This window comes from Maribacter spongiicola (assembly GCF_052119685.1).
GTDB lineage: Bacteria > Bacteroidota > Bacteroidia > Flavobacteriales > Flavobacteriaceae > Maribacter > Maribacter spongiicola_A.
On record NZ_JBGQOO010000002.1, the window covers coordinates 412969 to 426146 of the forward strand.

Here is a 13178-nt window from a genome sequence, read left to right on the forward strand (position 1 = left end):
GTAACCGAAATAGATTTTATATATTCTATGAAGGTTAACTTTGGCTTTCTTAAAAAGCTTTTCATTGTTCTGTTTGTCCTTTTAGGCGTATTAGCTGCTTCTAAGTTGGATGAGCTACGGTTTTCTTTCGATTTCAGTCAGTTTTTCCCTGAAGAAGATCCTGATCTAGCCTTTTATGACAAATATGTTGAAGAGTTTGGGACCGACGATAATTTTTTACTGATTGCCGTAAAGAATGACCCAAATGTTTTTCAACAAGATTTTTTAAAAAGATTTTCAGCTTTTTCAGAAGAGAGTAAAGCTTTCGAATATGTATTAGAAAGTAGTTCGCTAACCTCTTTATCATACCCGCTTAAAACCACTTTTGGTTATACCACTTTACCTATTATTCATATTGATGACCCTTCGCAGTACCAAAAAGATTGGGTGAAAATTCAAGAAGACTCCCTTTTTACCAATGTACTAATTGATGTAGAGAGAAACTCTTTGGTGTTGGCTTTACAGACCGAAGACAATTTAGATTACAAGCAGTCTAAGATTCTTTTGAATAGTATTAGAGCTTCTTTAAAAGAACATAATTTACCCGATTTTCATATTTTAGGCAGGGCTTTTTTCTACGAAGCGATTGTTGAAATGCAAAGGAGCGAAGTACTTAAAACCACTATTGCAGCTTCTATTCTTGTGTTTATAATTCTGTTATTGGTTTACCGAAGTTTGCCGGTTGTTTTCATATCGGTTTTCTCTATAGCCATGTCACTTTTACTATTTATGGGGCTATTGGGTTGGTTAGGCAAAGAACTCAACGCCATGGCGGCTTTTTACCCCGTGCTTATGCTCATAGTCGGTACTTCTGATGTTATACACCTAACCGATAGTTATATAAGAAAACTGCAAACAGGTATACCAAGGTATAAAGCGATTAATTCATCGCTTAGAGAAGTTGGTATGACGACTCTACTTACCTCGATTACCACAGCTGTTGGTTTTGTTACCTTACTTTCGTCTCGGTTGGTTAGTATTCAAGAATTCGGTATAAATGCTGCTATAGGCGTGCTTGTTGCTTACATAACGGTTATTTTCTTGACAGGTTCTCTATTGATAAGTCTGCCAGAAAAATCATTGATCGGTCGCAGAAGTATTTCTGAGAATTGGGTAAAATACCTCTTAAAAATAAACACGTTCACTAAAAACTATCCTAAGTCCATAATCATGGGAACAGTTATTTTTACAGCACTTTGTGTTTTGGGTATCTACATGGTACAGACCAATCAAGAATTAAAGAATACGCTACCTGCTGAAAGTAAAATAGCACAAGATTTCGATTATTTTCAGGGTAATTTTTCGGGATTTAGGCCTTTAGAAATTGCCGTGATGAGTACTGAGGGTAATAAGGTGACCGATTTTAAAGTTGCCCAAGAAATTGAAAAATTACTTACCTATCTAAAAACCTTTAAAAGTATTGGCAATGTACAATCTGCCAACCTGCCCTATAAGATTTTCAATAAAGCGAACAATTTGAATAGCGCCGCATATTTCACCTTACCTGGCGATGAAGAAACGTTTTTAAAGTATCAAAAAGATGCCCGAAAACTAGGTCGTAAACAACTGTCTAAGTTTATAAATGCAGATGAAAGTATTGCCCGTATTAATGGCAGACTGCAAGATATTGGTACCGATAAGCTTAAAGTGGTTTATAGCGATATAGATAAGTTTGCAAAAACGCAATTAGACACTTCTCTTGTTTCTATTAAAGTGACGGGCAAGAGCATTTTGCTCGATAAAAACTCTGAATATATTAGAAGCAGTTTATTAGAGGGATTGCTTTACGGATTACTTCTGATCGGAGTTATTATGGCTTTTGTGTTTCGGGATATTAAAATATTTCTGATTTCGTTGGTACCGAATGTATTACCTATATTATTTGCCGGTGGCATGTTAGGCTTTTTAGGGATACCACTTGAAGCTTCACTCTCTGTAGTTTTTGCCATCGTGTTCGGTATTGCCGTTGATGACACCATTCACTTTTTGGGGAAATATAAATTAGGGATTAGCCAAGGATTGGATAAAGAGGCTGCTCTCGAAAAGACTTTTGCGCAAACAGGTAGAGCATTGGTCATTACGACCATTATTCTTTTCTTCGGATTTATGGTGATGTTATTTTCTATTCATCAACCTAGCGTGACTATAGGATTGATTATAAGTGTAACATTGGTAACAGCCTTAATATTAGACTTGTTATTACTGCCTGTGTTACTTAGAAAACTGATTTAGATAGAGCTTTTGGTACGGTCTAATGTTTTCTGTAAAGACTTATAAGCAAATATCATTTTGCCAACCATTAAAATCATTAAACTTATCCATAATGTAAAGAGTAGATATTCCATAATACTGTTTGGTTTACGTGGTTACTTTTAGTTCATTATTTAAGATGCTGGGGCATTTTAAATGTATTTGGTCGATAAATATATACATTTCATCTATCCGCCTGTTAAAAAAAACTAAATTTTCGATGAAATGCGTAATAAAAACAACGCCACGACTTTACATCGGGCGTTGAAAAAAACAATCCAACCTAAAACAAACCAGAAATGAAAATAATTGGGCAATCAATTACAGATCATGGACTTGCTTTTCCATACTAGGGCCTAATTCATAAATAGCCCCTATTAATTCTTCTTTTAATTCTTTAACTCTGTCATTTTTACCATTTGCCTTATATACCTCTGCAGCTTGAAAAAGTAAAGCAGGCTCGAAAGTTTTACCATACACATAGGTGTCCATAATATTCATTGCTTTTTCTTTATCTCCATTTTTTAGTAGACTATACCCTAACCAGCTGTACGATTCTGGCGTTGGTCTATTAGCTACTTCGCGCTGTGCCAATAATAAAGCACTATCATATTGTTTGGTCTCCCCTATATACAACCCAAGATTATATGCATTGTACATATCACCATAAGCTCCATTCTTTACACGGGTAAAATACTCGTCTAAATTTTTAGTTCTTACCATGTCATCGCCCATGTAGTCAGCAATTTCAGCCTTTAACAAGAAATAATCTGGAGCGTTGTAGGTTTTGGTCACCGAGTCTAAAATTCGAATTGCTTCGACCCCGTTCTTATCGTTAGAAAAAACAATCCATGCGATTCCTTTTTTAGCATATGCATTATTAGGATCGATTTCTAATGCCTTTATATAGTGGCTGTAAGAATCTTGAATTCTACCGGCATGACCATAATAATCTCCTAAATTGGTATAACTCCACAGCATTAAATCTTTGTTTTTAGATAATTCGGCTTTTGTTCTTGCCTTTTCCATAAAATTTATGGTCGTATCTAAATCTCCTTTATAATCGTTCCATTTTGCAATGCGAATCATATAGCCGAAATCAGACATATTTTTTAAGCTATCTAAATACTGCTCTGCTAAAGTGTAATTACCTAGCTCCATATGCAAATCGAAATACAAGCTATGTATTTCATTTTTATCTCCGCCAATAGTCGCTGCTGAATCTGCTAATTGCAATGCTTCTTTAAAGCGATGTTGAGAAATATAATTTCTAGCTAGAGATCTATAAAAACCAGGCTTCCCGATATTTGCAATATCAACTGCCTTTTTTAAACTCTTTTCTGCTTTCTTTAAAAATTCAATATCGCCGGTTTGCTGAAAGTACCTATTGTACTCACCGCCTACAACACCAAAACTGGTAAGTTGCATGCTATCTGGTCTGATTTTAGAATTCCAAAGGTCAAAATACTTTGATGTGGTTTTAATCTCGTTGGAAACTAAAAATTTGTCGTAATCTTTTTTATGTGCAATTGCGTCCTGATTTTTGGTACCACATGATGATACCAGTATCATTACTATTAAAAGCTGTATTAGTTTCATAAGGTTGTTTTTTTTGTGGATCGTTTAAAATAAGGGGAGTTTTTCAACTCCCCTTTCCCTTCTCTTTCATAAACAATTTAGGGTTGTGCCAGTCTTATCTACCACTATAAATAGATAAGGTGAAGGCAACTTTTTATTCAGGTGCTCCCAAGTATGGGAACGTAGTACCAACAGTAGCGGTTTGCCCAACGCCATCTGAAGTTAATCTTGGTAAATCTGCCATACCATCGCCATCAGTATCTTGACCGCTAAAACGATCACCTTCCATACCACCGAACAATAATATCAATGAAACATCAATAACATCATCTTGTGGAGTTCTGCCTGTCAAAGCAACTTCATCACCATCTGGAACCAAAATTCTACCATCGTTATCGAAATCTGTGCCTGGGTTAAAATATGTTGTTGGCAAGTTCGGTGCAACCTCTAAAACATCGGCAGCTAAATAACCTGTTAAGGTAGGTGCATCTAAACCAAGAATATTGTTTTCATAGTTTACCGCAGCTGGGTCAGCACCTAAAATATTTGCATACACATCATGATATGCTTCTAATCTTGCTTCAAAACCAGCTTGAAAAGTTGCTGCCATTTCTGAAGGTATGGACGTGTTATGAGCATTTTTGATAGGACCATCTGCACTTAATACGGTATTTATACCTGGTCTTCCCATAAAATCAACTTGTGCGTACGTTCCTGTAAAATCTGGCGCCATTGCCTCTTCACATGGTGTACAAGTACCGCCACAATCAACTCCTGTTTCATCGCCGTTCATAACACCATCATCACATGTTGGGGTTATTACTACTGGTGTATTGTCATCATCATCGCTACAAGAAGCTAATGCTGCTACTGCCAAAAGAGACAAAAACGTATATTTTATATTTTTATATTTCATCATTATATTTTTAAGAGGTTATTATTGTTTTGCGTTTGTAGTTACCCATGTTTTGTACACTTCTAAACCAAGTGCATTTTGACCTGTTGTAGTACCCAAAAGACTGTTTGGAAGTTCAATAACAATAGACATGGTATTAGCACCATCAAAAGTATCTACCGCAGTAGTGTCATCATCGTCTGTCGTATTTGGATCACCTGCTGGTTTAAAACCTAAAGGAGCTTCACCACCGATGACCGCGTTGAATTGAAAAAAGTCAAAGAAGAAAGCATCTTGTCTCGGACCTGCGAATAAAGAAACTCCGTTAGCCGTAGTCTCTACAATTGCAGTGGCATCAGAAATAGTTACCGAACCTAGTGGTGCATCAACCATTATTGAACCATTCAAACCTGTTTCGCTTGGTACAACCGGACCAAAGAAATACATTTTACCATCTCTTGGTATTGCTTGTATTACTAAATCTTCTACCAAATCATTATCGGTATCGATATTAATTTCTAGTAATACATTTTCATCAAATGTACCATAAGCCAAATCTGGCAATACATTAGATTGGAGGTCTACCGCAAAAACGGTGTTGTCTGAACCCAATGTTGGTTCAAATGCATAAAAATCGGCAATATCTGCCGTGGTTCCCATCGTGTCAGGCGCATCGATATGATCTGCCGCTACTAAAAGAACTCCTACTAAGGCTAGTGCCCCAAGTCCCATAAACAATTTTGATTTTTTCATTATCTTTTTTTTTAGATTAGAATCACCACTACTTACGAGACTAAAAATGAAAGGTTCATTTTTTTCTTAAAAAAAATTAAAAATAAATTTGAAACCCAAAATCAGAACTACTAAAAAAACCTTTATATAGTGTAGAAGTAACTATTTATAAATATGTGTAAACTAATAATTAGCTAACTTCGCACCTTTAAATAATTAAGATATGAACCCGTCTTCCTCTGGTTGGATCGAGAAATATGGTTCGGTTGTTCAAAAACACCAAGATGCTTTCCCCAATTTTGAAGCTTTATATGGTACGCTTAAAATAAGCGGATTCGTATATGGGTTAAATTCTAGTATTCCAGAATTTATTGAATTAGAGCATAGCCTATCTGAAGACGAGAAAGCAAAAATTAATTTACTACACGCACTGTACTTCACCTACCGTATAAAAGGTGGTAATGATTATAACACCTTTATAGAACGGGTTTTTGAGTTCTACGGAATATTGAATATAAGCCGATCTGGCTTTTTTGATAAATGGTTTACCGGAAACAAAACATCTGCGAAGCTTGAAAAATTAATGACTTCGAGAATTTATATCGAAGACAATATTATAAGTAAGACTTTTAATAGCCTTATTACCAATTCGCTACTATTTATAGACGTATTGCTTTTTAAGCACTTTTTAAATAACCATACCGCTTTAAAAGAAAAGGCTGAGGAAATTGAATATTTAGCTATTAACATTGCCTACCATGCGCTAAGCTCAAAAGAGATAGATAGAAAAGACAACAAACTTTCTCAATTGCTAGCATCTTCGTTAACCTATATTAGTTGTGCTGAAAACAGTTTTGATGGTTCTTATCGCGAGAGACTATTGAACAACAAAGAAAACTGGGAGAACCGATATTTACTAGATATGGCATGCCTTACAGTATGGGAAGACCATTCTTTAGATTATACCGAGTCTGATTTCATATTCGGAATAGGTAAAGATCTAGGTTTTGAAAAAACCATCATATCAACATCTATAACAGATGTTACGCAGTTTTTTAAATTGAATATGGATGTTATACCTTATTTGAAGGAAAAGAATTTGGCAAAACAGTTTTACGATAGTATGGGTAAGATTGTTAAGAAACTGATTCTACGTAATAGTAAAAGATTACATAAAGAGCTCTCTCAAAGTGCCGAATTGGTTGCATTATTATCTAAATCTACTATGAGAGATTTAAATAATGAAGAAAAGAAGAAGGTTCAAAATCAACTTTTAGATATTTTTAAAAGCATCCCTTCTTTAGCAATATTTATTCTGCCAGGTGGTGCAATTTTGCTTCCTATATTTATTAAGTTGATCCCGAAGTTATTGCCATCGGCATTTGATGAAAATAGAATTGACGAGGAAGAAGATTTATATCGTAAATAACTTATTTTCAATACATTAATTTTACTACTCTAACCAAAGCTTAAAGTCTTTTACCTTTTCTCGACTTACAATTATTTCGTTATCCGCATTGTTCTTGAGCTTGATCTGTAATCTCGAATTCGTGTACGAAATAATATCTTTTATGTGATCAATATTCACAAAGAACTTTCTGCTGACCCTAAAAAACACCTGTGGTTTTAATTCCTCTTCTAGCTGCTCTAGTGTTGTATCGAGTAAATAATTACGACCGTCTTTAGTAGCTGCATAGGTACCTTTGTTTTCGCTATAAAAGCATTCTACATCTTCTGCGTTGATAATTTTTAAATGCTGACCGACCTTTGCTGTAAAACGTTTTTTATATTCTCGCTCAAGCGGATTCACCAATAGCTTTTTAATATCGTCAAAATCTAAAGCAATCTTACTTGGCTCGCTCGCAGATTTAAATAGCTTTCTATATTTAGTAACGGCTTGCTCCAAATCTTCATCGTCTATCGGTTTTAGAATATAATCGATACTGTTCAGTTTAAAAGCTTTAAGCGCGTACTCATCAAAAGCAGTTGTGAATATAATGGCACTGTGTACTTCGATTACATCAAAAATCTCGAATGAGAGTCCGTCAGATAATTGAATATCCAAGAATATTAAATCGGGATGCTCATTTTTTTGAAACCAATTGATTGCCTCTTCTACCGAATGTAGCATTGTCGTAACGGTTAAATCTAAACTTTCTAACATTCTACCCAGCCTTCGTGCTGCCGGTTTTTCATCTTCGATTATAATGGTCTTCATGGTCTGGTTTTATGGTTTAATAGAATTGTATACTTTAGTCGTTATATGAGTTTATGTGTTTCTGAATTTGACGCTCTTCCCATCTCTTCATGTACCATGAAATATTTCCAAAAACAATAAGTGCATGAATCGCAAGAATGAATCCCCAAACAATTGTGGTACCGTAAATATTCCAATTTATCCAATCTAAAAAATCAGGATTACCGAATGCGTCTTTATTTACCAAAATGAAAACGAACTTATGTCTTAAGAAGTACAAGATGATATTTATCAGTAGAAAGACTAGTACGTGATTATAAAAACGCTTTATACTGGCCACTTTTGTTTTTGCTCTCTCATATTTAGACAACCTATTGTATTCTTCATTGTCGAAATTATCGTTTGTGCGTTCAGTATTCATATTATCTAAATTTTTCGGCATCCTTTTTATCTTGCTCTACATACTTACTGATCTGGCGCTGTTCCCAATCTTTACTAAAAAAAGGACTATACCCAAATACTTTAGCTGCATGAAATGCCAAACCAATTCCCCAGAAAAACGGGGTAGACAATGTGCCGAAGTTAAATAGTGCCTCTGAAAATGAAGCTCCGCTAGACATTATACCCATTATTGTAACGGTCATAAGAAATAGATTTACAAGTACATATACAAGTAAGTGGATATAAAAGCCTTTCAATTCTTTCACCTTCTTTTGGGCTCTCGCTAATTTATCTGTTTGTTCAAATTCGTTTAGTTCCATCTTTGCTTATTTTCTTCTTGTTGTAAAAACTCTTGTAACTTTCTTTCTTCCCAATCGCGATTCATAAACGGATTCAAGTTAAAGATTTTATTTGCTTTAAAAAACAGGCTAATGCTTAATCCGAATATTACCCAAAGAAACCAGGCATATCTCCATTCGTTTAAATAATAATTTAAAGCGGCTACGAGTATTATGGTCACGACAGCCGAGGCTACTTTGCCATAAAATGTTTTGATTTCTTCTACTCTTAACTTTGCTTTTTGATATTTTGTGTTTTCCATGATCTTCAATTTATTAGGTTATGATTCTTGCATGAATTCTTTTATCTTTCTCTCTTCCCAATTTTTACCGAATAAAGGATTGTATCCGTAGGCATAAAGTCCGTTCATTACCAATCCGAATCCCCAACCCAATGCCGGAAATATGGCCCAAGGAAAACTAGTCGTTGAATAATTGATATATGCCAAAATCGGAATTACGATACAGTATGCCAATAAATTGCCATAAAAACCCTTTATAGCTTCTACTTTGTCCTTTGCCTTTTGATACTTATAATTAGTGTCGTTTGTGAAATCAGTTTCCATAATTTTATGTTTTAGGTTATTGCTATTTGATTACTATACTTCAAATTTCGGCAGATAACCCAGGTTTAAAAAAAATGAAATACCCAGTTGTAATTTTTAATGACTGAATTGTAGAATGTGATATGTATAGGTGTAAAATCTCTTTAAAAACCATATGACTTCTTAGCACTATCAATTTGTTCTTGCTCTGTCGTATGAGGATACAGCAGGTATTTAGGCGCTATAATAGGTTTTGAACTAGTAATCGTAATCTTTGTAATGGTAGTAAACGGAAAATTGCCTTCAGTAAGGTGTAGAAGTACTTTTTCCATTCTTGAGAAATCTTTAGATGGTTTCTCAATAATCTCGGCAATACCTTTTAACTGGAAACCCTTTTGTTTTAGAATATCTATAAAACTTAAACAGACGTTTTTATTAGCCCGTATATTTTTAACCGTTTGTGGAGATGCTATATTGGCGATAATTATATAACCTTCAAAAAAACAAAATATCTCTTTTGGTGATACATTGGGTATGTTATCTGCAGATGATGTTGCAAACCAACATAAAACACAATCGCCTATTGCTACTTTTATTTCTTCCTTTAGCTGCATCATATATTTAAAATACTTCTAGAAATTATCTCGCTCCATAAATTCTTTAATCTTTTTCTCTTCCCATCCCTTACCGAATAAAGGGTTTAATCCATATGCCTTTAAACCATGACCAAGTAAACCAATACCCCAGCCAATGGCAGGGAAAATGACCCAAACAAAACTGGTGGTTCTATAATTTATAAACGCAAGTACGGGTATTACAATACAATATGAGGTTAGGTTGCCATAAAAGCCTTTAATTTGCTCTACACGCTCTCTAGCCTTCTCGTAGCGCTTGGCACTTATGTGAGAATCTTGTGTTTCTCTAAACGAAATTTCGTTCATTAACATTGGTAGGCGCACTTTAAATTCCTTATTTGTTTTAAAGATTTGCATTTCCTTTTTCGTGAGAATGGCATAACGCTGACGTATATTCTGCAGACCAACTCCACTACTCTTTTTAACCACCTGTTTTTCTTGAAGATTATTAACGACATATAAATAGTCATCTTCTTCATAAATTCTTATATGTAATGGTTTTGAGGACGTTACCACATTATGCTTCACCGCATTCTCTAATAATAATTGAAGCGATAAGGGTACTATTTTAGCTTCTGGATTGGTAGCCGCATCCGGAATTTCAAATACAATGCTATCTTCAAAACGCATTTTTAAAAGCCGAACATAAGTTCTAGCAAACTTTAGTTCTTCATCTACCGAAATAAGATTTTTGCTCTTCTGCTCTAACACATATCTATATACTTTTGATAGCGAAGTCGTAAACTTTTGTGCCAGCATGGGGTCTTCTTCAATAAGGCTGGTCAGTACATTTAAACTATTAAATAAAAAGTGAGGATCTAACTGGTTTTTTAAAGCATCGAACTTTGCAGATGCCGAACCTGCTATAATTTTCTGTTCTTTTACCTTGGTGTCTTGTAATGCTTTGTAGAAGTAAAATGCATGTAAAAATAGCGAAACCACCAGCGTAATGGCTAAAGCAGATATGTAATATTCTAATTTTTCGTTTGCTATAAAATGCTCAAAACTATTGCCGAACATTACAACCTCGATAAACCACCTTACTACACCAAAAGCCATAACAGTTAACACAACAGAGCCAATAGCCCCATACCATAACCGTTTTTGCGTCTGCTTTTCCCAGCTATAGATATTTGATATAAAGTCGTTGTAGTAGGCATTTACACATGTAAGCACGAAAGAATATATAAAGCTTATCCCCGCAAATTCTAAGACTCTATAGAGGGTTATAGTCTCGAAATCAGAAAACAGTATATTAAGAATCACCATAACTAATGTTATGATGATACTTGCTCTTAAAACCTTTAAAAAACTACCCATGCGCCTTAAGCTTTACTGTTCTGCTTTCAATTCTTTAAAATTAGGGATTTCCTTTTAGAACTATAATTCTTTCTATAGTTACCCTATTTAACAGCAAACATGACGTCTTTTCTAATGAACAAAAAAAATTACAGTCCGAATTGTCGATTAAGACTTCCGAACTGTAAGTGGGTATATAAAGGTTGATTTAGTTCTAATTTGCAAATGTAAACTCAGGCAGTTTTATAATCTCTCCTCCCTTTTCTGCTGATTCATGAGACAAAATACCTACACAAGTAATATTTGCCGATTGTTTTGCATTAGGGTATGGCGATATGCCTTTTATTAATCCTTCGATAAATGCATGCACCAAATGTGGGTGCGACCCGCCATGCCCTGCACCTTGGGTAAATGATAAATGTTGATTATCACCTTCGTCATAAACTCCCTGCGTGGTAAATGACTGAATTTCTTTAGGCAGTAACTTGGCAAAATCGGGACATACAACTTCTTCAGGAATTTCTGGTTCTGGTTTCTTAGCTGTATGTACAACCAAAGGTTTCCCCTCGATTAGCGGCCATTCTATAGATTTTTTGGAACCATATACTTCAAAGCTTTCCCGGTATTGCCGTGCCACATCAAACAGCGAACGATACACTTGTGCGCTTAAGTCTGAGTTTCTAAATTTTATATGTGTAGTCTCTACTGCATAGGGGGAGTTATATTCTTTAATCAGTTCTTCTCGAATAGTACCTGAACCAAAACATGAAACATATTCTGCCTCATTTCGGGTCAGTCCTAAAACCGGTGCAACACAGTGGGTAGCGTAGTGCATTGGTGGCAGTCCTGGCCAATAATTAGGCCAGCCATCCATATCTTGTTGATGACTTGCTTTTAAAAACTGTACTTTTCCTAATTCGCCTTTTTCATAAAGCTCTTTCATGTATAGAAACTCTCTGGCATACACAACGGTTTCCATCATCATATAGGTAAGACCTGTATTTTGAGTAAGTTCAACAATTTGTCTGCATTCTTCTACCGTAGTCGCCATAGGTACGGTACACGCTACATGTTTACCTGCTTTTAATGCCATGATAGATTGCGCTCCGTGATTTGGTATTGGCGTATTTATATGTACAGCATCTATATCATTATCCTTTAATAATTCTTCATACGAAGTAAATCTCTTAGGTATATTAAAAGCATTGGCAATTTCATTTAATTTAGACTCGTTTCGTTGACATACTGCAACCAATTCAGCGTTAGGATGCTTCTTGTAAATAGGTATAAATTCTGCTCCAAAGCCAAGGCCAACAATGGCTATTTTAATTTTCTTTTCGCTCATTATAGTGCTTTTAACCGTTAAATGTTTGTTTTAAAAATTGTAATCCTTGTTGTGCAAATTCATCTTGGCTTTTCGCCATAGTTTTCCAAATACACACAGCAGCAGCCAACTCTTTTATTTCTGGTGTAAAACTTTCTATGACCAAACCACCATGATAATTAATGTCATCTAGGCCAAGTTTAAAATCGTTCCATGGGGTGAGTCCCGTACCGGGCACACCTCTATGGTTTTCAGACACTTGAACATGTATTAATTTATCACCTACTGTATTTATGGCTTTGCGAATGCTTTGTTCTTCTATCGTCATATGAAATCCATCTAATAAAACTTTGGCTGCTTCATTATTGATATCTGTTACCAAACGCATTACATCTTCTGCGGTATTGACCATATCAGATTCAAACCTATTTAAAGGTTCTAGTGCTATTGACAGATGATGTTCGTTTGCCATATTACACACTTTCTGTAAATTAGATACCGCTAAATTCCACTCGATCTTTCGCTGTTCTGATGATACCATTCGGGCTTTACCAACTGCCGAATACATTGGACCTGCAAGAAATTTTACTTCTAACTCATTACATAAATCAAAACAAAGGGCTAAATACTCAAAACACTGTCTATGCATATCTTTATTTTCATGGGTAAGATCTTTTGTGGGACCAAAAGCTCCACAAACCGATACTTTTAATCCGTTGTCATTAAGTGCTTTTTTAACCTCTTTAGCATTAATCAACATTGGATCTTCAACAGGAATTTCAACTAAGTCATAACCCAATGCTTTTATTTTTGGGAATAGATCTATACTTTTTGTGGTAAACGGTGATTGCCATAACCAAGTACTCACTCCAAAATCAATTATATTTTTCATGTAAGTGCTCTTA

14 protein-coding genes are annotated in these 13178 nt (G+C 35.1%); 2 read left to right on the forward strand and 12 right to left on the reverse strand.

Features of this window, described 5'->3' with window-relative positions; translation table 11 throughout:
• Nucleotides 1-27: 27 nt before the first annotated feature.
• On the forward strand, nt 28-2271 hold the full coding sequence (locus tag ACEN2N_RS06045; RefSeq protein ID WP_441823475.1) for an efflux RND transporter permease subunit: 2244 nt from the start codon (nt 28-30) through the stop codon (nt 2269-2271).
• Nucleotides 2272-2610: 339 nt separating this feature from the next.
• On the opposite strand, the gene ACEN2N_RS06050 is transcribed toward ACEN2N_RS06045, so the two are convergent.
• From ACEN2N_RS06050 to ACEN2N_RS06060, 3 genes are all read right to left on the reverse strand, one after another.
• Nucleotides 2611-3888, reverse strand: a complete 1278-nt coding sequence (locus ACEN2N_RS06050; protein WP_441823476.1) for a tetratricopeptide repeat protein — start codon at nt 3886-3888, stop codon at nt 2611-2613.
• 133 nt (nt 3889-4021) lie between these two features.
• The gene (locus ACEN2N_RS06055; RefSeq protein WP_441823555.1) at nt 4022-4783 is read right to left on the reverse strand and encodes a DUF4331 family protein; all 762 of its coding nucleotides are present in this window, start codon (nt 4781-4783) and stop codon (nt 4022-4024) included.
• A gap of 21 nt (nt 4784-4804) precedes the next feature.
• On the reverse strand, nt 4805-5515 hold the full coding sequence (locus tag ACEN2N_RS06060) for a DUF4331 family protein (RefSeq protein WP_441823477.1): 711 nt from the start codon (nt 5513-5515) through the stop codon (nt 4805-4807).
• Nucleotides 5516-5717: 202 nt separating this feature from the next.
• Between ACEN2N_RS06060 and ACEN2N_RS06065 the strand changes: the two genes are divergently transcribed.
• Complete coding sequence (locus tag ACEN2N_RS06065) at nt 5718-6923, forward strand: LETM1-related biofilm-associated protein (RefSeq protein WP_441823478.1); 1206 nt, start codon at nt 5718-5720, stop codon at nt 6921-6923.
• A gap of 24 nt (nt 6924-6947) precedes the next feature.
• Here the strand turns inward: ACEN2N_RS06065 and ACEN2N_RS06070 are convergent, their stop codons facing one another.
• From ACEN2N_RS06070 to ACEN2N_RS06110, 9 genes are all read right to left on the reverse strand, one after another.
• Nucleotides 6948-7712: a LytR/AlgR family response regulator transcription factor gene (locus ACEN2N_RS06070; RefSeq protein ID WP_441823479.1), complete on the reverse strand. Its 765-nt coding sequence runs from the start codon at nt 7710-7712 to the stop codon at nt 6948-6950.
• A 34-nt stretch (nt 7713-7746) separates the two neighbouring features.
• On the reverse strand, nt 7747-8112 hold the full coding sequence (locus ACEN2N_RS06075) for a 2TM domain-containing protein (RefSeq protein ID WP_441823480.1): 366 nt from the start codon (nt 8110-8112) through the stop codon (nt 7747-7749).
• A 1-nt stretch (nt 8113) separates the two neighbouring features.
• Nucleotides 8114-8452: a 2TM domain-containing protein gene (locus ACEN2N_RS06080; RefSeq protein WP_441823481.1), complete on the reverse strand. Its 339-nt coding sequence runs from the start codon at nt 8450-8452 to the stop codon at nt 8114-8116.
• Nucleotides 8443-8733 carry a 2TM domain-containing protein gene (locus ACEN2N_RS06085; protein WP_441823482.1) on the reverse strand — a complete coding sequence of 97 codons (291 nt, stop codon included), beginning with the start codon at nt 8731-8733 and terminating at the stop codon, nt 8443-8445. Before ACEN2N_RS06085 ends, ACEN2N_RS06080 begins: the two co-directional genes overlap by 10 nt.
• A gap of 18 nt (nt 8734-8751) precedes the next feature.
• Entirely contained in the window at nt 8752-9036 is a 285-nt protein-coding gene (locus tag ACEN2N_RS06090) for a 2TM domain-containing protein (protein ID WP_424000751.1), read from the reverse strand.
• A 143-nt stretch (nt 9037-9179) separates the two neighbouring features.
• Complete coding sequence (locus tag ACEN2N_RS06095; RefSeq protein WP_441823483.1) at nt 9180-9632, reverse strand: pyridoxamine 5'-phosphate oxidase family protein; 453 nt, start codon at nt 9630-9632, stop codon at nt 9180-9182.
• A gap of 15 nt (nt 9633-9647) precedes the next feature.
• Nucleotides 9648-10970 (reverse strand): 2TM domain-containing protein, encoded by a 1323-nt coding sequence (locus ACEN2N_RS06100; protein WP_441823484.1) that lies wholly within the window; start codon nt 10968-10970, stop codon nt 9648-9650.
• Between the two features lie 193 nt (nt 10971-11163).
• Complete coding sequence (locus ACEN2N_RS06105; protein WP_441823485.1) at nt 11164-12294, reverse strand: Gfo/Idh/MocA family oxidoreductase; 1131 nt, start codon at nt 12292-12294, stop codon at nt 11164-11166.
• Nucleotides 12295-12304: 10 nt separating this feature from the next.
• Entirely contained in the window at nt 12305-13165 is an 861-nt protein-coding gene (locus ACEN2N_RS06110; protein ID WP_441823486.1) for a sugar phosphate isomerase/epimerase family protein, read from the reverse strand.
• Nucleotides 13166-13178: the final 13 nt, after the last annotated feature.